The sequence below is a fragment of the Vreelandella titanicae genome, from assembly GCF_014697095.1.
Classification (GTDB): Bacteria; Pseudomonadota; Gammaproteobacteria; order Pseudomonadales; family Halomonadaceae; genus Vreelandella; species Vreelandella titanicae.
The window spans coordinates 2,895,341-2,921,182 of sequence record NZ_CP059082.1; the positions used below are offsets into that span (position 1 = coordinate 2,895,341).

Here is a 25,842-nt window from a genome sequence, read left to right on the forward strand (position 1 = left end):
AGCCGGCGCTGGTGGGGCGCTCTGCTATTGCTTTGTGCGATAGGCAAGCTAGCGCCTGCTGTTGCTCAGCCGCAGCATGAAGCCGGTGAATGCTACTACCTGCAGGGTGATGGATCGCTCGAGGAGTTGGCAAATGAGCCGAATCCTGCGAAGGGTTTTGATGACATTCACTTCTTTGTCGAGAGCCCTGACCAGAGTGCGGCGCTAAACGCAACGCAACTTGAAGACTTGGAGCTTCAGTTGGCGGCTGCCGATGCGCTTTATCGCGACGTTCTGGGGCTCACACCACCTTTGCTCATGCCACGCTATCAGCGTGCGCACTTCATTATGGTGGTTTTACGTACTGATCAAACACGTAGCGGGCAGGCTTATGACGAAGTTGTACACAGCGCTGCCTCGCCAGATTGTCATATTCGCATGGCTCTGGGTGGGCATGTGAATGCAGCACGGAGCTTAACGCCTGCACATGAACTGTTTCATCTATACCAAAACGCACACATGATGTTCAAGCAAGGTTGGGTGCATGAAGGGTTGGCTCGCTGGTCGGAATCGCTGTTGAGAGGGGATGTACAACAGGGGGAGTCCCTGCCCGCTAATATCGAGGCGCTTGAGAGGGTGATGCAAGAGAGCTACGGCGCAGCGCCATTTTGGCAGCGGTTGTTTTACCTGCTTGACCCCCAAGGGGATATATCCATTCCTGATGCGCTTCGAGATATACGCTATCACGATGGCAGCCAAGTAGTGGCGGTGACCGAGCTTTATGGGAGCGCGTTTCTGCCGCTGCTATTCTCTTCACTAAACGAGGCCGGGAAGGCCCTTGCGACCCAAGAACAATGGCCAGTGTACAGCTGGGCAGAGGCTCAGCAGCGCAGTCTGCGCCACAATGAGGCCATCCTATCTGCAGTGCATCATGCAGTTTCAACGTATATGTCGGTAGCAGATCAGCCGGAAGAGTTACGTGTATTCATGCAACTTATTAAGCCAATGACTGATTGATGAGCAATCTGGTGACTGAGACGAATGAGATCCATGGCGATCAGGTTCGTGACTTAATGATGGCGCTGGCTCGCGAGGTGCTGTGGCCATTTCGCTGGCGCGTGGCCACTATCCTGTTGATGCAGATCGCAACTCAAGTAATGCTGTTGGCAAGCTTGGTACTCCCCTGGCAACTGCTCCAAATGTTGATAACTGGCCGTAGCCGCATCGACGGATGGGTTTTCTGGACGGATGCCAACAGTGAAAAAATAGCGGTTCTGATCGCATTGGCAGTACTCTGTTTTTGCGCCTATGCCTTGCTTAAATGGCTAGTTAAAAAAGCCATTGCCAGCCTTTCAGCTTCAATACTGCAGCACTTGAATAAAACTCGGCTAGTTGCCAACCATCGATTACTTGGTAAACGTGTACTGGGTGTTGTGTTAGGCGCCTTATCATCAGCAGTTATTGCCATACTGTTCTGTCTGATGATCGCTCTTCTACATCCTCTTCTAGCACTATTGGCTGTTTTATGTGTGCTTGGGTTGGTGATGGTGGTGGGCTTTTACTACCGCTTTGAAAGGGTGCAAAAAATCCAGGATACGCTTCAAGGCAATGTTCTCACAGTGATCAATATCAGTTTTGTACTGGGTTTTCTGATCATTGTGCTGGATTATCTTAATGGCACTATGCGGCCACTGTTGACGCTATTCATACTGCTGCTGGGGGTACGCCAATTAATGGCGGCGAGTGTCAATGGGCTAGTAAGCTTTTTGAGCATCATCAAGCGTTTTCAGCAGATTAACATGTTGCTTTTGCCGCGCTCTCAACAGATATCTCTCTTTTCAACCACGGATTTTGTTCAACGTTTTGAACAAAGGACTCTCAAACAGTGGCTGTTGCCGTGGTTGGTTGAGCGTAAGCACTGCAATAGCGACATTGATGTTTTACAGTGCCGCCTGATTCATGGGCGATCTATAGCACAGGTATTGATTCGTGATACTGATGCCAGCGATGTCCCACGTTATATATTGCTCAAGTGTTATGTCTCAGCGCGAGAAAATGAAGCTCTGCATGAAACCGCGCTGCTGAACGAAGTAAATGGCCATTACCATGGTGTCATTCCCGCTGTGCCTATCTTGCTGGAGAGTGGTAGGTTGCCGTGGTGCTCTTTTGTATTGTTGGAGATAGGTGGCCAATTTCCTCAGTGGAAAAACTCAGAAGAACGAAAACCCTGGATGAGTGAGCTGCGTCAATGTCTGCTTCATGTCCCTTTGCCTAACCGGCTTATTGCGCAATACACAGCAACTTTTGCCTCTTTACCCGAGCGTATGAAGAAAATAGACGCTTCGCATTTTGCGTATTTGACGCAAGAGGATAAAGAAAGCTTTCAAATTGATCATTTTATGCGGTTATGGCCACTTATGGTGGCTGAGGTGGAAAGGATTCCCAAGAGCCTGACGGTGCAAAATCCGAGTAGTGCACGCATGGCGAATATAGATGGTCATATGCTTCTGATGGACTGGTTTGGTTGGGTATACGACACGGTTGGGGCTTTCTGGCCATTATCTGCAAAACTGCATGCCGAAGTGCTTGAAGTGATTGGCAACCAGTGGGAGGGTTCAAATACTCAGCCACGCTGGTTTGAATTTGATACCCCGGCCACTGCTGCGAACTACGTTGCATTGGCTGCACGCGCGCACGAATTTTGTCAGCGTTGTCATGCTAATAACGATTCTGGTGCACTCAATATGATGGCTGGTCTTATTAAAGCTTATGAGGCAGTCAATCATAGCCATTCTTTCTCTACCCTGCGGCGTGATATTGCCAGCTTGCACCATAGTGTAAATTAGGAGAAAGGGTAGCTACTGTTCATCAGCTCCTGTATCAGCTTCTTTGATCAGCTAGCGTTAGCGATTTCTGTTCTTTTGTTCGGTGAATTGGCTGTAAGTGCCCCCTGACACGACAGTTGCGAACCTCACCAACACACTCTTCCTATTATTTTGCCCGTATTGTCCACCGGTACAATATGCAACTGTCTTAATCAAGACTAGCCTTGTTCCAAAATGCCGCTAATAGCTATTTTTCACAGGGCTTGGCAAAGCGGCGACCTCTTTAATTAAACGGTGGGTGGAGAACAGCGCATGGCAACGGCGACGGTTACAGCGATTTCAGGTCAGGCATGGGCACGTGACGAAGACGGCAACTTGCGCGAACTGCGCATTGGCGACGTTCTTCAGGAGGGCGAAACGCTCATCACATCTGAGGATGGTCGTGTGGAGCTAGACTTTGCCGACGGAACAGGCGCTAACGTTGTCGAGGGTGGCCAAGAAGTTGCTGTTACGCCCGAGCTTGATGTTGACGCAATTGTAGCCACAGATGCCAGCGCCCAAGACGACGATCTTGAAGCGCTACTTGCCGCTCTTGACGACGAAGAAGGAGATCTCCTCGATCTTCTTGACGCGACTGCTGCCGGTGGTGGCGCCGGCGGCGGTGGTGGCGGTAGCGATTTCGTTCGCGTTGCACGTATTGCTGAAGAAACCGACCCATTAAGTTTCGAGGCTGCTGAAGGCGGTTTAGACTCCGCTGAGCTTGTTGAATTTGATGATGTTGCGTTGGCTGCCGACGCGGATGCGGACGCAGATGCAGATGCAGATGCAGATGCTGATGCGGATGCAGACGCCGATGCGGATGCAGACGCCGACGCCGACGCAGATGCAGACGCTGACGCAGACGCAGACGCTGATGCTGATGCTGATGCCGACGCCGACGCCGATGCCGATGCGGATGCTGACGCTGATGCGGATGCGGATGCGGATGCGGATGCAGACGCTGACGCGGATGCGGATGCAGATGCGGATGCAGATGCCGATGCAGATGCCGACGCGGATGCAGATGCCGACGCGGATGCCGATGCTGACGCTGACGCTGACGCTGACGCTGACGCAGATGCGGATGCTGACGCCGATGCGGATGCTGACGCCGATGCGGATGCAGACGCGGATGCTGATGCCGACGCCGACGCCGACGCCGACGCAGATGCCGATGCGGACGCTGATGCAGATGCTGACTCAGATGCCGATGCGGACGCTGATGCGGATGCCGATGCAGATGCCGACGCCGACGCGGATTCCGATGCTGACGCAGATGCCGATGCAGATGCGGATGCCGATGCGGACGCTGATGCAGACGCCGATGCGGATGCTGATGCAGACGCGGATGCCGATGCTGATGCGGATGCAGACGCCGATGCAGATGCCGACGCTGATGCCGATGCAGACGCGGACGCTGATGCAGACGCCGATGCGGATGCTGATGCAGACGCGGATGCCGATGCTGATGCGGATGCAGACGCCGATGCAGATGCCGACGCTGATGCCGATGCAGACGCGGATGCTGATGCCGACGCCGACGCCGACGCAGATGCAGACGCGGATGCTGACGCTGACGCGGATGCCGATGCGGACGCTGATGCAGATGCAGATGCTGACTCAGATGCAGATGCTGACTCAGATGCCGATGCGGACGCTGATGCGGACGCGGATGCCGACGCCGACGCCGACGCCGACGCCGACGCGGATTCCGATGCTGATGCAGATGCGGATGCCGATGCGGACGCTGATGCAGATGCCGACGCGGATGCCGATGCTGACGCAGATGCGGATGCTGACGCGGACGCTGACGCGGACGCCGATGCGGATGCAGACGCGGATGCTGATGCCGACGCCGACGCCGACGCCGACGCCGACGCCGACGCCGACGCCGACGCCGACGCCGACGCAGATGCTGACGCTGACGCGGATGCCGATGCGGACGCTGATGCAGATGCAGATGCTGACTCAGATGCCGATGCGGACGCTGATGCGGATGCAGATGCCGACGCCGACGCGGATTCTGATGCTGACGCAGATGCCGATGCAGATGCGGATGCCGATGCGGACGCTGATGCAGATGCAGACGCCGATGCTGATGCAGACGCCGATGCTGATGCAGACGCGGATGCCGATGCGGATGCTGACGCTGACGCTGATGCCGATGCAGACGCGGATGCAGATGCGGACGCTGACGCGGATGCCGATGCAGACGCCGATGCAGACGCGGATGCCGATGCAGACGCTGATGCGGATTTAGAAGCCACCATCACCATCGACACCATCGCCGGTGACGACGTGATCAACGCTGCCGAGGCTGAGCAGAACTTCACAGCTGTCAGCGGCACGGTGAGTGGTGACGTGGTAGCGGGTGATCAAGTCACGTTGAGTGTAAATGGCAACAGCTACACCACTAACGTGGTCGACGACGGTGCGGGCAACCTGAGCTACAGCACTACCGTGGCAACCGCCGACCTGATCGCCGACAACAGTGTGGAAGCGAGCGTGACCGCCACCGACGCGGCGGGTAACAGCCAGACCGCGACCGAAACACGTGACATCACGGTCAACACCGACGCCTCCGCCACCATCACCATCGACACCATCGCCGGTGACGACGTGATCAACGGCGAAGAAGCCACCCAGACCATCAGCGTCACCGGCAGCGTGGGCGGCGACGCCGGCGAAGGCGACACCGTCACCCTGAGCGTGGGCGACGAGAGCTACAGCGGCCAAGTGGACGCCGACGGCAACTACGCCATCGACGTGCCCGGATCGGTGCTGGCCGAGAACGACAGCATCAGTGCTGAAGTGACCGGCGAAGACGCCGCGGGCAATGGCTACAGCGCCGATGCTGCGCGTGACTACGGAGTGGACACCGACGCCTCCGCCACCATCACCATCGACACCATCGCCGGTGACGACGTGATCAACGGCGAAGAAGCCACCCAGACCATCAGCGTCACCGGCAGCGTGGGCGGCGACGCCGGCGAAGGCGACACCGTCACCCTGAGCGTGGGCGACGAGAGCTACAGCGGCCAAGTGGACGCCGACGGCAACTACGCCATCGACGTGCCCGGATCGGTGCTGGCCGAGAACGACAGCATCAGCGCTGAAGTGACCGGCGAAGACGCCGCGGGCAATGGCTACAGTGCCGATGCTGCGCGCGACTACGGCGTGGACACCGACGCCGCGGCCACCATCACCATCGACACCATCGCCGGTGACGACGTGATCAACGGCGAAGAAGCCACCCAGACCATCAGCGTCACCGGCAGCGTGGGCGGCGACGCCCAAGCCGGCGACACCGTCACCCTGAGCGTGGGTGACGAGAGCTACAGCGGCCAAGTGGACGCCGACGGCAACTACGCCATCGACGTGCCCGGATCGGTGCTGGCCGAGAACGACAGCATCAGCGCCGAAGTGACCGGCGAAGACGCCGCAGGCAACGCCTACAGTGCCGATGCCGACCGTGACTACGGCGTGGACACCGACGCCTCCGCCACCATCACCATCGACACCATTGCCGGTGACGACGTGATCAACGGCGGCGAAGCCACCCAGACCATCAGCGTCACCGGCAGCGTGGGCGGCGACGCCGGCGAAGGCGACACCGTCACCCTGAGCGTGGGCGACGAGAGCTACAGCGGCCAAGTGGACGCCGACGGCAACTACGCCATCGACGTGCCCGGCAGCGTGCTGGTCGAGAACGACAGCATCAGCGCTGAAGTGACCGGCGAAGACGCCGCGGGCAATGGCTACAGTGCCGATGCTGCGCGCGACTACGGCGTGGACACCGACGCCTCCGCCACCATCACCATCGACACCATCGCCGGTGACGACGTGATCAACGGCGAAGAAGCCACCCAGACCATCAGCGTCACCGGCAGCGTGGGCGGCGACGCCGGCGAAGGCGACACCGTCACCCTGAGCGTGGGCGACGAGAGCTACAGCGGCCAAGTGGACGCCGACGGCAACTACGCCATCGACGTGCCCGGCAGCGTGCTGGTCGAGAACGACAGCATCAGCGCTGAAGTGACCGGCGAAGACGCCGCGGGCAATGGCTACAGTGCCGATGCTGCGCGCGACTACGGCGTGGACACCGACGCCGCGGCCACCATCACCATCGACACCATCGCCGGTGACGACGTGATCAACGGCGAAGAAGCCACCCAGACCATCAGCGTCACCGGCAGCGTGGGCGGCGACGCCGGCGAAGGCGACACCGTCACCCTGAGCGTGGGCGACGAGAGCTACAGCGGCCAAGTGGACGCCGACGGCAACTACGCCATCGACGTGCCCGGATCGGTGCTGGCCGAGAACGACAGCATCAGTGCTGAAGTGACCGGCGAAGACGCCGCGGGCAATGGCTACAGTGCCGATGCTGCGCGCGACTACGGCGTGGACACCGACGCCGCGGCCACCATCACCATCGACACCATCGCCGGTGACGACGTGATCAACGGCGAAGAAGCCACCCAGACCATCAGCGTCACCGGCAGCGTGGGCGGCGACGCCGGCAAAGGCGACACCGTCACCCTGAGCGTGGGCGACGAGAGCTACAGCGGCCAAGTGGACGCCGACGGCAACTACGCCATCGACGTGCCCGGATCGGTGCTGGCCGAGAACGACAGCATCAGTGCTGAAGTGACCGGCGAAGACGCCGCGGGCAATGGCTACAGTGCCGATGCTGCGCGCGACTACGGCGTGGACACCGACGCCGCGGCCACCATCACCATCGACACCATCGCCGGTGACGACGTGATCAACGGCGAAGAAGCCACCCAGACCATCAGCGTCACCGGCAGCGTGGGCGGCGACGCCGGCGAAGGCGACACCGTCACCCTGAGCGTGGGCGACGAGAGCTACAGCGGCCAAGTGGACGCCGACGGCAACTACGCCATCGACGTGCCCGGATCGGTGCTGGCCGAGAACGACAGCATCAGTGCTGAAGTGACCGGCGAAGACGCCGCGGGCAATGGCTACAGTGCCGATGCTGCGCGCGACTACGGCGTGGACACCGACGCCGCGGCCACCATCACCATCGACACCATTGCCGGTGACGACGTGATCAACGGCGACGAAGCCACCCAGACCATCAGCGTCACCGGCAGCGTGGGCGGCGACGCCGGCGAAGGCGACACCGTCACCCTGAGCGTGGGCGACGAGAGCTACAGCGGCCAAGTGGACGCCGACGGCAACTACGCCATCGACGTGCCCGGATCGGTGCTGGCCGAGAACGACAGCATCAGTGCTGAAGTGACCGGCGAAGACGCCGCGGGCAACACCTACAGCGCCGATGCCGACCGTGACTACGGCGTGGACACCGACGCCTCCGCCACCATCACCATCGACACCATCGCCGGTGACGACGTGATCAACGGCGAAGAAGCCACCCAGACCATCAGCGTCACCGGCAGCGTGGGCGGCGACGCCCAAGCCGGCGACACCGTCACCCTGAGCGTGGGTGACGAGAGCTACAGCGGCCAAGTGGACGCCGACGGCAACTACGCCATCGACGTGCCCGGATCGGTGCTGGCCGAGAACGACAGCATCAGCGCCGAAGTGACCGGCGAAGACGCCGCAGGCAACGCCTACAGTGCCGATGCCGACCGTGACTACGGCGTGGACACCGACGCCTCCGCCACCATCACCATCGACACCATTGCCGGTGACGACGTGATCAACGGCGGCGAAGCCACCCAGACCATCAGCGTCACCGGCAGCGTGGGCGGCGACGCCGGCGAAGGCGACACCGTCACCCTGAGCGTGGGCGACGAGAGCTACAGCGGCCAAGTGGACGCCGACGGCAACTACGCCATCGACGTGCCCGGATCGGTGCTGGCCGAGAACGACAGCATCAGTGCTGAAGTGACCGGCGAAGACGCCGCGGGCAACACCTACAGCGCCGATGCCGACCGTGATTACGGCGTGGACACCGACGCCTCCGCCACCATCACCATCGACACCATCGCCGGTGACGACGTGATCAACGGCGAAGAAGCCACCCAGACCATCAGCGTCACCGGCAGCGTGGGCGGCGACGCCCAAGCCGGCGACACCGTCACCCTGAGCGTGGGTGACGAGAGCTACAGCGGCCAAGTGGACGCCGACGGCAACTACGCCATCGACGTGCCCGGCAGCGTGCTGGTCGAGAACGACAGCATCAGCGCTGAAGTGACCGGCGAAGACGCCGCGGGCAATGGCTACAGTGCCGATGCTGCGCGCGACTACGGCGTGGACACCGACGCCGCGGCCACCATCACCATCGACACCATCGCCGGTGACGACGTGATCAACGGCGAAGAAGCCACCCAGACCATCAGCGTCACCGGCAGCGTGGGCGGCGACGCCCAAGCCGGCGACACCGTCACCCTGAGCGTGGGTGACGAGAGCTACAGCGGCCAAGTGGACGCCGACGGCAACTACGCCATCGACGTGCCCGGATCGGTGCTGGCCGAGAACGACAGCATCAGCGCCGAAGTAACCGGCGAAGACGCCGCGGGCAACGCCTACAGCGCCGAGGCCGACCGTGAGTATGCGATAGATGCAGCCCCAGAGACTGCGGATGGACAAGTAACAGGTGAGGAAGACACTGCTTTAATATTGAAATGGAGTGACTTTAATATCACTGACGATTCACCTGCTGATGAACAGGGAATTGTGATTACCAATTTGCCAGCCTCTGGAACATTGGAGTTCCAAGATACCGATGGGCAATGGCAGATTGTGGCTGAAGATGCAAGTTTCTCCAGAGCAGAAATAGATGCTGGGCAACTGCGCTTTATGCCAGACACTAATGAGTCGGGCTTCGACAGTTATGGCGGTGAAGGGGTAGGGAACCAGGAAGCTGACTATGCTCAGTTGCAGTTCCTGCCCACTGATGCCCTCAATGAAGGGGCTGAAGCTACCCTCACAATTGACATCAGGCCGGTGGCCGATGCGCCCGCTATCTCAGTGTCGCTGGGTGACACACTAGAGTCTGTACGTGCCTCTGTCATTACGGTTGAGCATAACGGCTCTACTATCACTATTGAGGGCTCTGACATCAGTGCTGAAGGAATCAGTGGTGAGGTTATCAAACCACCGTTTAGTGACGGCAATCTAAATCCTGGTAGTGCCAATAATACTAGCGGTGTGGATGTCATTGCGCTTACCGGTGACTTCGATAAGCTGGTGAATGGCAGCCAGGCAGTCAATTCGATCAATGGTGATGACAAAGACTATGTCTACTTAAACAAGCCATTGACAAGCTATGCCGTTAATCTGGGCGAGCAGCATCAAAACTCAGGCTATGACGGTACTATCACCGATTTGGCAACGGGCGTGACTATTAGTGTTAATAACATTCGTGGGGTCATATATGGCGATGGCTCAACTATGTTGCCCTCTGATGCGACTACCACTATTACCCAAACCGGCTATGACGTTATCGAAGTCGAGCTCTCTACGCTATTAGCGGATGAGGACGGTAGCGAGGTACTTTCAGATATTGTTTTGACGAACATCCCAGCAGGCGTGGAGCTGACTGGTGAGGGCGTAGTTAGCCAGTCGGATGGCAGTTGGCTGGTGACTAATCCTACAGGGGATAGCATCGAACAGTTGATGTTGACGATGAAAGTGCCTGTGAGTGCCGGAGCGTTTGATATCACGGCTACGGTAACTTCTAGCGAGATATACGAAGATGCCGCTGGAGACCAGCAAGTCATAGATAGTGAAACAAGCACTGATACCACCGCAGTGGAGCAATATAATATCGTGGTGGGTTCACCCGGCGGAGACTCTATTGGAGGTAGCAGTGCGAATGACATCATTATTGGTGATGTTGCTGGTCTCCAGTTGGTGCCAGGTGAAAACTATAACCTGGCATTCATGATGGATACATCGGGCAGTATGTCGAATGCCGATATTGCCAATGCTAAGGCATCTCTGACCGAGGTGTTCAATACTCTTAAAGAGAGTGTAGGCGAGGATAATGCCGGCACTGTAAACATCTTCTTGGTAGAGTTTGATACTCAGGCAGGCAGCAATGTCAGTGTTGATCTGTCGGATCCACAAGCGCTGTCGAAACTGCAGACAGTGTTAGATGGATTCCAGAAAGGTGGCGGTACCAACTACGAAGACGTTTTTAAGACGACGGCCAACTGGTTCAATACAGATTCTGTCCAAGCCAATTCTGGTACTAACCTGACTTACTTTATTACCGACGGTTTGCCAACGTATTATCAGGGCAATGAACAGGAGAGTGTAGTTATAGGCTCCAAAGGAGGTAGCCGCTGGAATCTTACAGTCGACGATATTGACTATGTCCCAGGTCAAGCCTACTCGATGAATATTGATGGACATGTTCGTGAAGTTATTGACTCAAGCGGAAACGTAAATCAGTGGACTCATAGCTCTGGCTGTGGCGGAGGAAGTTGGAGTAGCAGTGTTATCGGTCAAATAAGGCCCGATGGAGATGGCGCATACGAGATTTCTGCGCTTGCTGGTGATGGTAGAAGCACCACGAATACGGTTGTCCAGAACTCGTCGGAAGCGTTTGAGCTATTAGACGGTATGTCGTCGGTTAATTCAATTGGCTTGGGCAGCAGCTTGAATGAAAGCAGCCTCCAGGCTTATGACTCCGATGGCATTGTCCAATCGAATATCGACCCTGAACAACTTGCTGATGCTATTCTTGGCGAAAATGTCCAATTGCTGTCCGGCGACGACACAGTATCCGGGGGTGAGGGCAATGATATCCTGTTTGGAGATCAGGTGACCTTTGCAGGTATTGAAGGTAATGGCTTACCATCCATAAAGTCTTACATTGCCGGGCAGTTGGGTATCGCAGATCCTAACCAAGTTTCTGCCGAGCAAATTCATCAGTACATCACTGACAATCATGAAGAGTTTAATAACTCTATGGAGACAAGCGGTAATGATATCCTCATCGGCGGTGATGGCGATGACATTCTATTTGGACAAGGTGGCAATGATACTCTGATTGGGGGGGCTGGTGACGATATGATGTATGGTGGTACCGGTGCCAATACATTTATGTGGGAGTCTGGGGATCAAAACCAGGATGCAGAGCAAGCTCCTGCTATAGACCAGATAACCGGGTTTAATATGGGTAAATTTGGAGCCGATTCAGAGTCTGATCGCTTGGACATCGCAGACCTTCTTCAGGGAGAAAATGCAGATAACCTAGATCAGTATATAATGGCTGAACAGCAGGGAGATGATGCGGTATTGCATGTTAAATCTGATGGAGGCTTAGCATCAGATGGCAGTAATGCTGATCAACGTATCGTCTTGAAGGGCGTGGAAATTCCGCAGGGTGGTAGCTCTTCCGACTTTATCCAAAGCATGCTGGATGATGGTCAACTTAAAATCGATCAGTAATTAGTACTGTTTGGCAATAAAAAATGCCCCGCACGCTATGTGTGGGGCTTTTTTCAATTGTGAGGGGGGAATATGTATTTTGATGAGATACAGCTTTTACGTTGGATGAAAGGTGATAAATTAGCCGTTGAGTATATAGAAATTATTTGTGATGTTGCTCATAAATGGGATGACTTGATTGATAAGGATAAAGTGCTTAGCGACGACGATATTAATAAGCTTTTTTTTGATATATTGATTAAGCTTCCAAGGAATACTTTTTATCGTAAGAATTTTGAACACATGAATTCAGTGTTGATGAATGCTATCTCTAACTGGCAAGTTGCAACCCAGTTGGAAAGGGAGGGGGGAGACTACGAAACGAGCATAGCATTTATACTGCGCTCCTCCTATGTAGATCTAATTACGCAAGCTGCTTTGATATGTGGTGGAAATAAATGGGCATGCCAAGTGGGAAAAGAAGTAAGAAAGATTACCCATAATGAAACCTATGAGGGCTATCTTACAAATCTAGCAACTGAAAAAAATGCTCGTTTAGCGAAAAAATAAAGAATCGAACCTATTCTCATTAGTAGCCAGTGAACCTGCATGGGAGTGATCTATGCTCTACACCAAACGTAATACATCCGGCGAGATCCTGATGCTCAGCAAAGAGCCAACGTCAGAGTGCAACGAAACGATTGATCCTGATTCACCTGAGGTACTGGCTTTCCTTGCTGATCAGCCAGGATCCTCAGCACACTTTATAGCGTCTGACTTAGCGTTTGTGAGGGTGGTAGAAGATATTCTTGAGGTGTTACTAAACAAGGGAGTCATCACTTTCACTGACCTTCCGGAAGCTGCACAGGCGAAAGTGATGGAGCGTAAGTCCTTGCGGGTTAAAAATGATGTAGGTTTGCTAAGCGACGACGACACTATCTAGTCGTCGTCGATTGCGTTTATGCGTTAAAGGCGTACGCCTGGTCCGGTGGCTCCATCGACACCCACGCGGAACAGGCAGGCTATTTCCTCATCGTCTGCAACGCCTTCCCCTATCACCTGAATGCCCAATGAATGGCAGAGCGTAGCCATGCCGCGGACAATGGTTTGCTGCTCATTCGAAGCATGCAGTTGGTGAATAAGACTGCTATCCATTTTTAAGTAAGCAAGACCCACATCGTGTAAATCTGCAAGTTTGGTGAACTCTGCCCCCACATGCTCTATACCAAACGTGCAACCAAGGGGCCGTAAGGCGGTACAAAGCCCTCGTAAGCTACCAATCGCGTGCGTGCTAAGCGTGGCGGGCACTTCAAAGCAGAGCTGCTTGGCCAATAGTGGGTGTGCTGCCAACAGAGTCCGTAGCTCGTTAACGAACTGTGTATTAGTGATCGATGCCGCAGAGAGGTTAATGCCTACCGGCTTTAGATCATCTTCTAGATTAGCGAGCGCTTTTTTGACCACGGCTAAATCAAGTGCAGGCTCCATCTCAAAGCGGGTGATCCAGGGAATAAAGACTCCGGCGGTTTGCCACTCCCCACCTAGCAGTAAGCGAGCCGGGCATTCGTAATGGATGATGTCTCCGTGAGCGTCTACTACCGGGAAGTACGCTAACTCAGGGCCAACCAGGATTGCTGCTTCCAGTGCATTTCGCCATTCGGCATGGCTGCTGTAGAGTGAAATACGCTTGCGCTGACGCACGACTACCTGTTCAAAGGACGTTAGGCTTTCGGCTTGTGCCAAAGCGTCATCCAGGGTGGCTAACAGTGTGCCGCGATCATCATGTGGAGCATAAGGAACAATCGCCGTTGGTAGATAAATCTCCACGTCGGGCTGCGTGGCGGCTACCTCGGCTAACGCTGCCATCACCTGAATTCGAAGCTCCTCTACATCATCCATAAGCGGCAGCATAAAGATAAAATCGCTGCCGTTAAGGCGGCCTACCATTGGTTCTGCCGACGCGCTGTCCAATTGCCCCAACTGGGTAACCAGCGTATTTAATAGTTGGTCTGTGGCAGCGTAGCCGAGCTGCTCATTGAGTGACTCTAATGCCTGTACGCGAACCATGATCAACATGCCCGTTGCGCGGGCATCTTCACTGCCCAATTGAGACGAAAGCTTACCCATAAACACGTCGCGATTCAGCGCACCGGTGACTCGGTCATGCTGTAAATGGCGGCGTAACTCGTCCAGCTTATGGCTTTCATGACTGAGCATCTGATGGACATTGGCAGAAAGCACGTTCATTGCTTGAGTGACTTGGCGTAACTCCAGCGTGCGTGGCTCCTTAATAGTGGTAAACCGCCGCGCACTGATATCTTGCGCCTGAGTGACGACGCGGGAAAGGGGGTGCTTAATACCACGAACGATCACGGTAGCAATCGCTAAACTAATTACTCCGGCAAGTAAAAACCAAGCAGCGAGTTCCAGCATGCTGCGCCATAAAGAAGCGTAGGCAAAACTGTGTTGGCTCTCAAGCTCCAACGTACCGTACTGTCGCCAGCCATCTTGAATCGTCGCGGTGCCGTTGGGCACATCAAACTCAATAAGCTGACGAAACCAGGCGGGCACATCGCCACTATACTCTTCGGCGGAGCGTTCAATAAGTACGCTATCGTCCGTATCGCGCAGGGTGATTCGGCGGTAGTAGCCGGTGTCAAATTGAGCTGCGATTAACAGTTCGAGGGTGACAAGGTCTTTATCGAGCTGGCTCATTGAAAGCGCCAGAGCGGTAGCATTGTCAGCGTTCTTAATGCGCACTTCCTGTTCGATATAATCGCGGCTAGTGGTAATACTAATGGCAAGACTACCAATGAACGACAGCAGCAGCAGGGCGATAATGGCAATCCAAAGTTGTTTGATAAGTGACATCGTGCCAATTCCTCTTAAATGAAACCCTGGGTTTGCATACGTTCAATGACGCTGCGCCAGCGTGATAGCCGAGCCAATGGGTCTGCGCGGGATTCAGAAGAACCACCTGCCCAAAGTCCATCGCTATTAAAACTAAACAGTGGGTCGAGATCAGTACGCTGAGAGGCAGGGGTGATAGACGGTACAATATTGTCTAGCACCAACGGTTCTGCATCTGGGGTCGAGTAATAGCCTAGCACCATGTGGGCTTGGGTAATTTGACTACGCCCAATGCGCGCACGGACATAAATCATGCGTAGGTACTGACTAGTAATGCCTAATTGTTTAAGGGTAATGTACTTGGCAATGGAGTAATCCTCGCAATCTCCCTGGCCTTTACCCATTGCTTCCAAAGGCGTAGCCCAATAATCCTCTTGCCCCCACACCTGGATATCGTCAATCCACCGGATGCGGCGATTAAAGAAGTCATTAACCCCACGCAGCTTGGCTTGAACGTCTTGGTTTTGTAGCTGTTGAAGCAGGTTAAACCACTCCTCTAATACGGACAAACCAGCCTGCCCATACTGTTGCTGCATGCTTTGGCGTAGGCGTTGTGGATCAAACGCTGCGGCAGGCGTTGGATGAATGCCAAGACCTGCGCCTAACCAAAGCGCGCCGACTGTTGCTAAGAACTGTCGACGCGAGAATGTAGGAGTGTGATGCGAGGATGCAGGCATGAGTCGCCGTTAGTAACCGCCAAATAGGGCTTAAGATTACAAGCTGACGAGTGGAAGTGCTACACCTCTCAGTCAAAAGGCTGAGGTTATTGAACCGCTGCCTGATGCGTTGTTTCTAATAGGGGTTCAATGAGCGGCTCAAGTTCGGGCCATACATTGTCGAGGATAATCGGCTGAGCATCGGCGGTAGGGTGAATGCCATCGCTCTGCATTAACGCCTCGTTCAGGGCGATATCCTCCAATAAAAAAGGCACTAGGGAAACGTCATACTCTTCCGCCAGCGAGTGGAAAACCCCGGTGAAGGCGTCTCGGTACGCTTGGCCATAGTTAGGCGGGATATCGATCCCCAGTAGCAGCACCTGAGCACCAGCGTCTTGGCTCTGCTCAATCATACTGGCTAGGTTTGCCTGCATTTGATTGGGTGATAAGCCGCGTAGACCATCGTTGCCGCCCAGCTCAATGAGAACAATATCCGGCTGCCGCTGTCCGAGAAGGTCAGTGAACCTTTGTAATCCTCCAGACGTCGTTTCACCACTAATGCTGGCGTTAATGACTTGGGCATCATCTCCCAAGCGTTCTTCCAGTAGGTTCACCCAGCCCTGATCACGCTCTATGCCGTAAGCGGCGCTTAAGCTATCACCCATCACCAGCAGGGTGGGGCCTGGGTTTGTGTCTGCGTTGACAGGCTCTGCGTTGATAGACGATGAGGCAAAGGTGACTATCAGCAGCACCAGCCATCCGGTTACCATGCGGTTCAGTCCATGCCATGCCATAGGGATGCCACGCTTCATGTCTTATTCCTCAAGTTCAAACTCTTCAAGTTCAAGCTCCTTAGATAAAGCTGCCAATGCTGCTACGGATATATCCATGTCGAGCGAGGCATCCCAAGGTGAGCGCCAAGCTACTACCGACAACCAAGCGGTAGCCGATGTTCCCCGCGGCACTGTTAGGCAAGCCGTGCTGCACGCTGACAAACTTTCTAAAAAAGTCACCAGCGGTGAACGCTCGCTCACCATCTTACACGACCTGTCGCTGAGCGTAGCGGCGGGAGAGAGCGTAGCGATTCTGGGTAAGAGCGGTGCGGGTAAATCAACGCTTTTGGGGCTATTAGCGGGTCTTGATACGCCAAGCGACGGTGAACTAACGCTGTTTGGACACGCATTAAGCCGTTTGGATGAAGATGGTCGAGCAGCGCTGCGTGCCGGACGAGTAGGCTTTGTGTTCCAGAACTTTCAATTGCTGCCCACTTTGAGCGCGCTTGAAAACGTCATGTTGCCCCTTGAATTATCGCCCCGCGCCGGGGAAACGCAAACTGCAGCTCAGTGGTTGGAGCGTGTTGGGCTTGGTGAGCGAGTGAACCACTTACCCAAACAGCTTTCCGGCGGCGAGCAGCAGCGCGTTGCCGTGGCGCGTGCTTTCGTGACCGACCCCGAGCTGGTATTTGCTGATGAGCCCACCGGCAACCTGGATCCGGATACCGGTGGGCAAGTCATAGATCTGCTCTTCCAGCTCAACCATGAGGCGGGCACTACGCTTATTCTGGTTACTCACGACCACGCCTTGGCGCGGCGCTGCGATCGCTGCTTGCGGTTAGATCATGGCAAGTTAGAAGCCGTACTTGAAAACATCGTACCAACTGCCGCTTCGATTGATGAGGGGGCGCAATGAGTGATGTGAATTGGCGTTTAGCCATGCGCAGCCTTAAGCGAGACCTGCGTGCAGCCGATGTACGCGCGCTCTTTATTGCCCTGGTATTGGCCGTCGCAGCTTCCACCATGATCGCGTTTTTTCTGGATCGTCTAGAGCGCGGCTTGGAGCGCCAGGCAGGGCAGATGCTGGGCGGTGATCTGGTGCTGGAACAGCGTGATCCGTTTTCAGCCGAGCTGCGAGAGCGCCTTGAAAGCGCCGGTTTTATACTCAGTGATCAAGTCGACTTGGTGTCGATGATTAGCCGCGACGGGCGTTTTCAACCGGCTAGTTTAAAGGCCGTGGATGACGTCTACCCTCACTACGGTGTTTCTCATGTCGATTTTGGAAATGGCACTGAGCAAATAGACTCAGGCCCCCAGCCCGGAGAAGCATGGGCCGACCCTCGGCTGATCGAACTGGTCGAGATCGAGTTGGGTGATCGCGTCCAGGTGGGACAAACCGAGCTCACCGTAACGGGCATCATCGAGCGTGAAGCGGATCAATCCGGCGGTTTTGGTAATTTTAACCCACGCTTAATGCTGAATACTGCGGATGTCGAAGCCACTGGCCTAGTGCAGGAAGGCTCGCGGATTGAGTTTGAGATTTTAGCGGCGGGCTCACCTGCGGCGCTTGATCAAGTGCAAGGCCTGCTGGCCGAACTACGCCGCGAAGGGGTAGAAGTGCGTGACGTACGAGTAGACCGCCCACAGTTGGGCAATGCTTTACAGCGAGCTGAAAGTTATCTGGGGTTAGCCGGTTTAGCCGCGGTATTGCTAGCGGGCGTGGCGGTTGCGATGTCGACTCGCCGCTATGTCGAGCGTCATTTGGATACCGCGGCATTGCTGCGCTGCTTTGGTGCAAGTCAGCGCCAATTAGTGACCATCTTTACCCTTCAGTTAATGGGGCTTGCGTTAGTGGCAGCAGCCATTGGCGCGCTGCTTGGGCTCATTGGTCAAGCGGTACTGATTTGGCTATTGGTAAGCTTTCTACCTATGACGCTACCGCCTCCTGGTCTCATGCCGTTGGGGTTAGGCGTGTTTACGGCCCTAGCCGTGCTGGTGGGGTTTGCTGGCCCCACGCTGCTACGGATTAAACGGGTCAGCGCGTTAAAAGTGCTGCGCCGTGAGCTCGACCCATTGCCGCCTTCGGCTTGGTTAGTTGTCGGCGTGGCCAGTATCGTGTTTGGCGGGCTGCTATGGCTCTACTCAGGTAGCCTACCATTGGCGATCGGACTGTTAATCGGCGGGGCGCTGCTGCTGGGTGTGCTGTGGATGATTAGCGCCTTGTTGCTAAGCGGCTTACTACGCGTTGTTCAGCGTTTTTCTGGGCGCAGTGAATGGTCACAGGCGCTACGTTTGGGTGGCCGTCAATTGGCAAGGCGTCGTCAAGCGGGTCTAGGGCAGTTGCTGGCCTTCTCGGTGACCTTCTTTGCCATGGCAATGATTGTCTTGGTGCGTGGCGACCTGCTAAGCACGTGGCAAGACCAACTGCCTGAAAATACGCCCAACTACTTTGCCATCAATATCCAACCTTCAGAACGCGACCCTTTTGAAGCGGCCGTTTCGCCGCGTGTAGAAACCCAAAGCACTCTCTATCCAATGGTGCGCGGGCGCGTCATTGCGATTAACGATCAGCCTCCCACCGATGCCGTACCACCGGATGCCCGTGGCGACAACTCACTGCGTCGTGAGCTCAACCTTACTTGGCAATCTGAAGTGCCAGAAGGCAACCAAGTGGTGGCTGGCGAGTGGTTCACGCCAGCGCAGCTGGGTAGCAACTCAGGCAGTGAGAGCAGCGATGAAAGCCAAGGCTGGATGAGTGCCGTGGAGGCAACACCACAGTCGGGGCCTGTGCCCATTTCAATGGAGGATGGGCTCGCCGAAAGGCTTGGGCTAAGCATTGGTGATGAGATGACCTTCTCGGTGGGTAGCGACGAGATCACTACCCAAATTACCAGCCTGCGCAGTCTGAATTGGGATAGCTTCCAGCCTAATTTCTTCGTTATTTTCCCGCCGGGCGTGCTGGAGCAGTTTGGCCATAGTTACATCACCGCTTTTCACCTGCCAGACGCGGAACAGGGACTGATTCGTGAGCTGATCACCGACTTCCCAGGCGTCTCGTTGCTTAATGTGGACGCGATTTTAGGTCAGGTGCGGGATGTGCTTGCCCAGGTCACCCGGGCAGTGGAGTTGGTGCTCGCCTTGGTGCTACTGGCAGGGATTAGCGTGCTGTATGCCGCGCTGACCGCAAGCCGCCCGGTGCGTGCCCATGAAAGCGGCCTACTGCGCGTATTTGGCGCAGGCAGCAGAATGATTTCACGGGTACAGGGGGCCGAGTACGCGCTGTTGGGTTTTGCCAGTGGTTTGATGGGCGCAATACTTGCGGAGCTAACCTCGGCCGTACTGTATATTTACCTGCTGGATCTCACCCCGCGTTTGCACCTGGGACTATGGGTTTTCCTTCCCGTTGGCGGGGCGCTATTGATCGGTGTCATTGGGCATGCGCTTTCGCGGGGGTTGCGTCGCCAAGCGCCGGCAGCCAGCCTCGGCCTACTGGGTGAAGCTTAATCCGGTGAGGATTTGACGACTCATGAATCAGCGGGCCAGCCAAAAACCGACGACGGTGGCGCTGATGACAGCTACAAAAAAGACCAGATTACGGGCGCGGGTATCACGACGTGGTTTCATAACGGCACCAATACAGTGTTAAGTACAATGTTAAGTACAAGGTTGAAGTAAAATATGCCTAGCATGGTAACGTTTGTCGTCTGCGCCGTCATCTTACTGATCCAGTGACGCGACCGTTCGTTCAGGATCATTAGCTGTTTATTCAGGACTGTTACTCTATGCCCCAAATCACCCCGGTAGCGCTCTCTGTTGCGCCAAAGCCGCTTTCACTTGCCCAAGGACGCTTAGCGGCGCTGAGCTGGGGGCGTGCTGACGCCCCAACCTGGTTAGCCTTACACGGCTGGCTGGATAATGCGGCCAGCTTTACCCGGTTAGCCCCGCTGTTGGTCGAGGCGTTGGATATTCGTATTGTGGCGCTGGATTTTCGCGGCCATGGTCATTCGGCACACGCGCCACAGGGCGGTGACTATGCCTTATGCGACTATGCTCTTTGGGACTATTGCCATGATGTATTGGATGCCATGGAGTCCTTGGGGCTGGAGCAAACCAGCTTACTGGCCCATTCCATGGGGGCGGCAGTGGCCTGCTTGCTCGCCGCTTCGTTACCCGAACGCGTCGAGCGGCTAACGCTGATTGATGGACTTGGGGCGCTCAATACACCCATTGAAGAGACCGCCAGCCAGCTGCGTAAGGGGCTTACAGCCTACCGTCGGCCGCTGTCACGAGCGCCGCGTTACCCCGATATCGAGAGTGCCATTGCTGCGCGTGTTGCAGGCGGGGTCACGCCGCTGGATAGCATCACGGCCACGCCGCTAGTAGAGCGTAACACCCAGCCTACTGCTGATGGTCATGTGCAAATGCGCACCGACAGCCGGTTACTGAAGCCGTCCCTGGTGCGCTTTACCCCTCAGCAAGTGCTATCGCTACTGGCGGAAATTAACGCACCGCTGCTATTGATAGAAGGCGAGCAGGGAATTTTAGGCGAGCGCCAATGGGCTCAAGAGGCACGGCAAGCGGTCAAAGGATTAACCCGAAAAGTGCTCAAGGGGGGCCACCATTTACACTTGGAGCCTAGAGCAGTGGCGCAAGTTGCCACGGTTATCGGCACTCACTGGGGTAACACTGGTGCCGTTTAAGGGAGGGAACGCAGCATGAATGAATTGGCTCACGTGAGCAGTGGCAATAAAGTCGCTCTGGTATTGGGCAGCGGTGGTGCCCGTGGCTACGCGCATATCGGCGTGATCGAAGCACTGGAGGCGCGGGGATTCGAAATTATTGCCGTATCAGGGTGTTCAATGGGCGCAGTGATTGGCGGTATTTATGCCGCGGGTAAGCTGCCTGAATACCGTGACTGGGTGTGTCAACTCGACTACCTGGATGTGCTCAAACTGGTTGACGTAACCTGGAGCTCAATGGGGGCGATGCGTGCCAGCAAAGTCATGAGCAAACTGGAAGCTCTGGTCGGCGATATTCTGATAGAAGACCTAGCGATCCCCGTCACCACGGTAGCGACAGACCTGGTGCGGCAACGGGAAGTGTGGTTTCAAAGTGGCCCCTTGCTGCAGGCGATTCGTGCCTCAATGGCCGTGCCGGGTGTTATAACCCCTGTTCATCTGGGCGAGCAGGTGCTGGTGGATGGCGGGCTGCTCAACCCGCTGCCGATTATGCCTATGGTAGCCGCGCACCAAGCAGACTTTGTGGTAGCGGTTAATGTGACTGCCCATAGCCCGTTGCCGGTGACCTTGGAGGAGTTACTGCCTAAAGAGGAGGAAGAAGCCGATAGCCGCACCCAAAGCGAGATCGACCGCGATCAACGCATGAGCAGTTGGATAGGCGATGTACGCGCAGCTACCCAAAAACTGTGGGCAGGGCTGGGTGCCAATGGTGATGGCGCAAACGGGGAGAGCGACGACAAAGAGCTAGAAGAAACCACTGAAGCGCGCGGCAAGCGCGAGTGGAGCAAGCTCGATATGATTTTGGAGTCATTCGATATTACCCAGGCGGCGTTGGCCAAGTACAAAGTGGCAGGATATCCACCCGATGTGCTGATCGAAATCCCCAAAACGGTGTGTAGTACTTACGAATTTTACCGGGGCCGAGATTTGATTCGCCTTGGTCGCCACTTGGCAGATGAAGCGCTGGAACGCCGGATGCCCAGTATCGCTTCCGATGCTACCGAGTAACGGCTACTGACCCCGCTTGCGCAGTAGGATGTACACTGCCCCAGTGCCACCATCGAGATCGATGGCCGAGCAGAACGCCAACACCCCCGGCCACTCCCGTAGCCAGGTATTGGTATGGCTTTTGAGTACAGGAAAATCAGAGGTGGTGCCCCACGCTTTGCCATGCACCACCAGCACACAGCGCAGACCTTGCCCCGCTGAATCACGCAGAAAACTCTCCAACTCCGTGCGGGCCTCCTCCAGCGTATAGCCATGCAGATCAAGCCCCGCCTGCCATGCGGTTTGGCCGCGCTTTAGCTGGCTAAACGTGCGCCATGGCAAGTCGGGCACGCTGAACTCGAGGTACTCTGAGGGGCGCACGGCTTCCACCCGGCCATCCGAAGTGCGCCCGCTGGATTGAGGGGCGCTGCTCTCAACCGCCGCGTTGCGCCGTGCTTCATGGGCCTTAACGTCGCGCTTGGGTTTGCCAGGGTCGGCCTGATTGGTGGCGATAGGGCGTACCCCCGCCGCCTTCAAGGCGTCGCGGAAGGCACTGATATCGTCATCATTTGGCAGGTGGCGGTGTCGCGTCATGTCAGGCTCGGGTGGTAGAAAAATGGGGGTAGCACGGGTGAATCAGTTAAAGAAGCACAGTATAGCGGGCTGAGCGTTGCTGTGAACCGGGCGGCGTGAAAGGTACAATCTTTTATTCGTCATATGGCTCAGGTTCTATTGCCTGCAGTCATGATTATCGTTAACCAGGAGCCGCTGTGACCACGCATCTAAATGTTGAGCATTCTCACTCAACCCTTTCCCTGTCGGAGTCGTTGCTGGTGAGCCAGCTCTTTACGCTGCGCGACTACCTGCGCTGGGTCTCCAGCGAGTTTTATCTGGCGGGCCTGCACTATGGCCATGGTACCGATTCTGCCTGGGATGAGGCGGTGGCACTCTGCTTGGGCGCGCTGCACCTGCCGTGGAATATCGACCCCAGTGTGCTAGAGGCGCGGCTGCTGCCCGTGGAGCGTCAGCGGATTATTGCCCTGGCGCGGGAGCGTGTTACCACCCGCCGCCCGCTGCCTTATCTGCTCGGCGAGAGCTTCTTTGCCGGTCACCCGTTTAGCGTTGACGAGCGCGTGCTGATTCCGCGCTCGCCGATTGCCGAGTTGATTGAAGACGGCTTTGCCGCCTGGTTTCCCGAAGAGCCGCCTGCTAGCGTGCTGGATCTATGCACTGGCTCCGGTTGTATCGGCATTGCTACGGCACTCTATTTGCCCACTTGTGAAGTGGCGCTTGCTGATATCAGCCAGGATGCCCTGGCTGTGGCACGGCAAAATATTACCCGCCATGATGTGGGAGACCGGGTGCGAGCGGTGGAATCGGATGTATTCAGCGGCTTGGAAGGTCGACGTTTTGATCTCATCGTCTCCAACCCGCCCTATGTTGATGCCCGCGACTTGGCCACCATGCCTGCTGAGTTCCGCCATGAACCCTCCTTGGCACTGGGGGCAGGCAGCGATGGCTTGGATATCGTGCGGCGCATACTCCGTGAAGCGCGGGAACACCTAACCGATGAGGGTTGGCTGATCGTAGAAGTCGGCAACTCTGATCGCCATGTGGAAGCGGCGTTTCCCGACGTGCCTTTCCTATGGCTTGAATTCGAGCGTGGCGGCCAGGGCGTATTTGCCTTGAGCGCCGCTGAACTCGACGCCCATGTGGCGTCTTTCCAGTGAGGAACTAATCGCCATGTCTGGCAATACGTTTGGCAAACTATTTACCGTCACTACCTTTGGTGAGAGTCACGGCCCTGCGCTCGGCGCGATCGTTGATGGCTGCCCGCCTGGGTTACCGTTAAGCGAAGCAGATTTACAGCATGATCTGGATCGCCGTCGGCCGGGCAGTTCGCGGCATACTACCCAGCGCAAAGAACCTGATCAGGTGCGCATCCTGTCAGGGGTGTTTGAAGGCAAGACCACCGGCACCTCTATTGGCCTGTTAATCGAAAATACCGATCAGCGCTCTAACGACTACTCAAAAATCAAAGAGCAGTTTCGGCCAGCGCATGCGGATTACACCTACCACCATAAATATGGCCACCGTGACTACCGCGGCGGTGGGCGCTCCAGCGCCCGTGAAACCGCTATGCGAGTGGCGGCAGGGGCGATTGCCAAGAAATATTTGGCCGCCCAAGGTGTTCAGATTCGCGGTTATATGAGCCAGCTAGGCCCCATCAAGATTGATTTCAAACAGTGGGAAGCGGTGGGTCAAAATGCCTTTTTCTGCCCTGACCCGGAGCGCGTAGCAGAACTGGAAGCCTACATGGATCAGCTGCGCCGCGATCAGGATTCGGTAGGTGCTGAGATCACCGTGATTGCCGAAGGGGTGCCGGTAGGGCTGGGCGAACCGGTGTTTGACCGCCTGGATGCTGACCTGGCGCATGGTTTGATGAGTATTAATGCGGTAAAAGGTGTGGAGATAGGCGCAGGGTTTGGTTGTGTCGCTCAGCGGGGCAGTGAACACCGTGACGAGATGACGCCTGAAGGCTTTCTCTCCAATCATGCTGGTGGCGTGCTGGGCGGTATTTCCAGCGGCCAACCCATTGTGGCTCGTTTGGCGCTAAAACCGACGTCCAGCATTACCACGCCTGGCCGCTCTATCGATATCCATGGACAGGCCGTCGAAGTGATTACCAAAGGGCGTCACGACCCCTGTGTGGGTATTCGCGCAACGCCCATCGCTGAGGCGATGATGGCGATTACGTTGCTGGATCACTGGCTGCGTCATCGCGGCCAAAATAGTGAGGTGAGCGTTGATACGCCGCGTTTAACCCAGCGCTAGCGCAATACGGTGAGGTTTGCAGTTCACTGCTACACTCAAACAAAACAGTGCAGGAGCCGCCTATGAAGATTAACGTTGAATTTGATCTTACCCCGGACGAATTTCGCCAATCTCTGGGTCTGCCGGATGTCGAAGCTTTCCAGAAAAACCTGCTGGAAAATATCCAGCGGCAAATGGAGTCTGGGGTAGAGGGCTACGACCCCATGAGTCTTATGAGGCCCTTTCTCCAGCAGCCGATGATGCAGCAAGGGCTCTCGCAGGGACTATCTGAAGGACTGTCTCAAGGGCTAGCCAACTTCGGCACTTATCAGCAAATGATGCTGGATATGTTGCGCCAAGCGGGCAGCGCCAGCACTAATGCCACTAGTGCGTCCTCGTCTAACGGCAGTGCGGCTGAACAGGGTGGTAACACCAGCTCTAAAAGCAGTGCGGCGAGTTCCAGGGCGAGCAGTACTAATAATAGTAGTGCCAATAAAAGTACCAGTAGTGGTGGTAAGGCCAAGTCAACAGCGTCGTCGCGCTCCCGTTCCGGCTCAAGCACACGTTCAACATCCAAGCGCAGTGATTCATAAATCAGTAACGATAGACTGGCAAAAATAGATTGTGGGGAAGTGGATTGAAAGATCGCTAATGGCGATGTGAGAGAGGCAATGCGGAGACGTTTTGCAGCGTTACTGAATGCAGCTACTGAAAACAGTGTCGCTGTTGCAATGCAGCATGCCAGGGACTACTCTTT

16 protein-coding genes are annotated in these 25,842 nt (G+C 55.9%); 12 read left to right on the forward strand and 4 right to left on the reverse strand.

Annotated features, from left to right (window positions below):
* Positions 1–27: 27 nt before the first annotated feature.
* The 5 genes from HZS52_RS13335 to HZS52_RS13355 all read left to right on the forward strand — a co-directional run bounded on the left by HZS52_RS13335 (position 28) and on the right by HZS52_RS13355 (position 13,152).
* A complete protein-coding gene (locus HZS52_RS13335; protein WP_223827927.1) occupies positions 28–996 on the forward strand; it encodes a hypothetical protein in 969 nt (322 codons plus the stop codon).
* A complete protein-coding gene (locus HZS52_RS13340; RefSeq protein ID WP_190372947.1) occupies positions 996–2,825 on the forward strand; it encodes an ABC transporter ATP-binding protein in 1,830 nt (609 codons plus the stop codon). The genes HZS52_RS13335 and HZS52_RS13340 overlap by 1 nt, the downstream gene beginning before the upstream one ends.
* A 291-nt stretch (positions 2,826–3,116) precedes the next feature.
* Positions 3,117–12,230 carry an Ig-like domain-containing protein gene (locus tag HZS52_RS13345; protein WP_190372948.1) on the forward strand — a complete coding sequence of 3,038 codons (9,114 nt, stop codon included), beginning with the start codon at positions 3,117–3,119 and terminating at the stop codon, positions 12,228–12,230.
* A 72-nt stretch (positions 12,231–12,302) separates the two neighbouring features.
* Positions 12,303–12,779: a hypothetical protein gene (locus HZS52_RS13350; RefSeq protein WP_022522756.1), complete on the forward strand. Its 477-nt coding sequence runs from the start codon at positions 12,303–12,305 to the stop codon at positions 12,777–12,779.
* Positions 12,780–12,831: 52 nt separating this feature from the next.
* Positions 12,832–13,152: a hypothetical protein gene (locus HZS52_RS13355; RefSeq protein ID WP_022522757.1), complete on the forward strand. Its 321-nt coding sequence runs from the start codon at positions 12,832–12,834 to the stop codon at positions 13,150–13,152.
* Positions 13,153–13,175: 23 nt separating this feature from the next.
* Here HZS52_RS13355 and HZS52_RS13360 read toward each other — a convergent pair whose 3' ends face one another.
* From HZS52_RS13360 to HZS52_RS13370, 3 genes are all read right to left on the reverse strand, one after another.
* Positions 13,176–15,077, reverse strand: coding sequence for a bifunctional diguanylate cyclase/phosphodiesterase (locus HZS52_RS13360; RefSeq protein ID WP_022522758.1), 1,902 nt, complete (start codon positions 15,075–15,077; stop codon positions 13,176–13,178).
* A gap of 14 nt (positions 15,078–15,091) precedes the next feature.
* Positions 15,092–15,793 carry a transglutaminase-like cysteine peptidase gene (locus tag HZS52_RS13365; RefSeq protein ID WP_009287953.1) on the reverse strand — a complete coding sequence of 234 codons (702 nt, stop codon included), beginning with the start codon at positions 15,791–15,793 and terminating at the stop codon, positions 15,092–15,094.
* 86 nt (positions 15,794–15,879) lie between these two features.
* On the reverse strand, positions 15,880–16,584 hold the full coding sequence (locus HZS52_RS13370; protein ID WP_022522759.1) for an arylesterase: 705 nt from the start codon (positions 16,582–16,584) through the stop codon (positions 15,880–15,882).
* A gap of 76 nt (positions 16,585–16,660) precedes the next feature.
* Between HZS52_RS13370 and HZS52_RS13375 the strand changes: the two genes are divergently transcribed.
* The 4 genes from HZS52_RS13375 to HZS52_RS13390 all read left to right on the forward strand — a co-directional run bounded on the left by HZS52_RS13375 (position 16,661) and on the right by HZS52_RS13390 (position 22,292).
* A complete protein-coding gene (locus tag HZS52_RS13375; protein ID WP_022522761.1) occupies positions 16,661–17,461 on the forward strand; it encodes an ABC transporter ATP-binding protein in 801 nt (266 codons plus the stop codon).
* Entirely contained in the window at positions 17,458–20,049 is a 2,592-nt protein-coding gene (locus HZS52_RS13380; RefSeq protein WP_190372949.1) for an ABC transporter permease, read from the forward strand. Before HZS52_RS13375 ends, HZS52_RS13380 begins: the two co-directional genes overlap by 4 nt.
* Positions 20,050–20,327: 278 nt before the next feature.
* Positions 20,328–21,245, forward strand: a complete 918-nt coding sequence (locus tag HZS52_RS13385; protein ID WP_022522764.1) for an alpha/beta fold hydrolase — start codon at positions 20,328–20,330, stop codon at positions 21,243–21,245.
* A gap of 15 nt (positions 21,246–21,260) precedes the next feature.
* On the forward strand, positions 21,261–22,292 hold the full coding sequence (locus HZS52_RS13390; protein WP_022522765.1) for a patatin-like phospholipase family protein: 1,032 nt from the start codon (positions 21,261–21,263) through the stop codon (positions 22,290–22,292).
* A 3-nt stretch (positions 22,293–22,295) separates the two neighbouring features.
* Here the strand turns inward: HZS52_RS13390 and HZS52_RS13395 are convergent, their stop codons facing one another.
* Positions 22,296–22,865: a Smr/MutS family protein gene (locus HZS52_RS13395; RefSeq protein ID WP_022522766.1), complete on the reverse strand. Its 570-nt coding sequence runs from the start codon at positions 22,863–22,865 to the stop codon at positions 22,296–22,298.
* A 176-nt stretch (positions 22,866–23,041) separates the two neighbouring features.
* Between HZS52_RS13395 and prmB the strand changes: the two genes are divergently transcribed.
* The 3 genes from prmB (at position 23,042) to HZS52_RS13410 (ending at position 25,678) form a co-directional block, all read left to right on the forward strand.
* Positions 23,042–24,001, forward strand: coding sequence for a 50S ribosomal protein L3 N(5)-glutamine methyltransferase (prmB, locus tag HZS52_RS13400; RefSeq protein WP_009287957.1), 960 nt, complete (start codon positions 23,042–23,044; stop codon positions 23,999–24,001).
* Positions 24,002–24,014: 13 nt separating this feature from the next.
* A complete protein-coding gene (aroC, locus tag HZS52_RS13405) occupies positions 24,015–25,106 on the forward strand; it encodes a chorismate synthase (protein ID WP_053857021.1) in 1,092 nt (363 codons plus the stop codon).
* Positions 25,107–25,168: 62 nt separating this feature from the next.
* Positions 25,169–25,678 (forward strand): hypothetical protein, encoded by a 510-nt coding sequence (locus HZS52_RS13410; RefSeq protein ID WP_051430497.1) that lies wholly within the window; start codon positions 25,169–25,171, stop codon positions 25,676–25,678.
* The last annotated feature ends 164 nt before the right edge of the window (positions 25,679–25,842 follow it).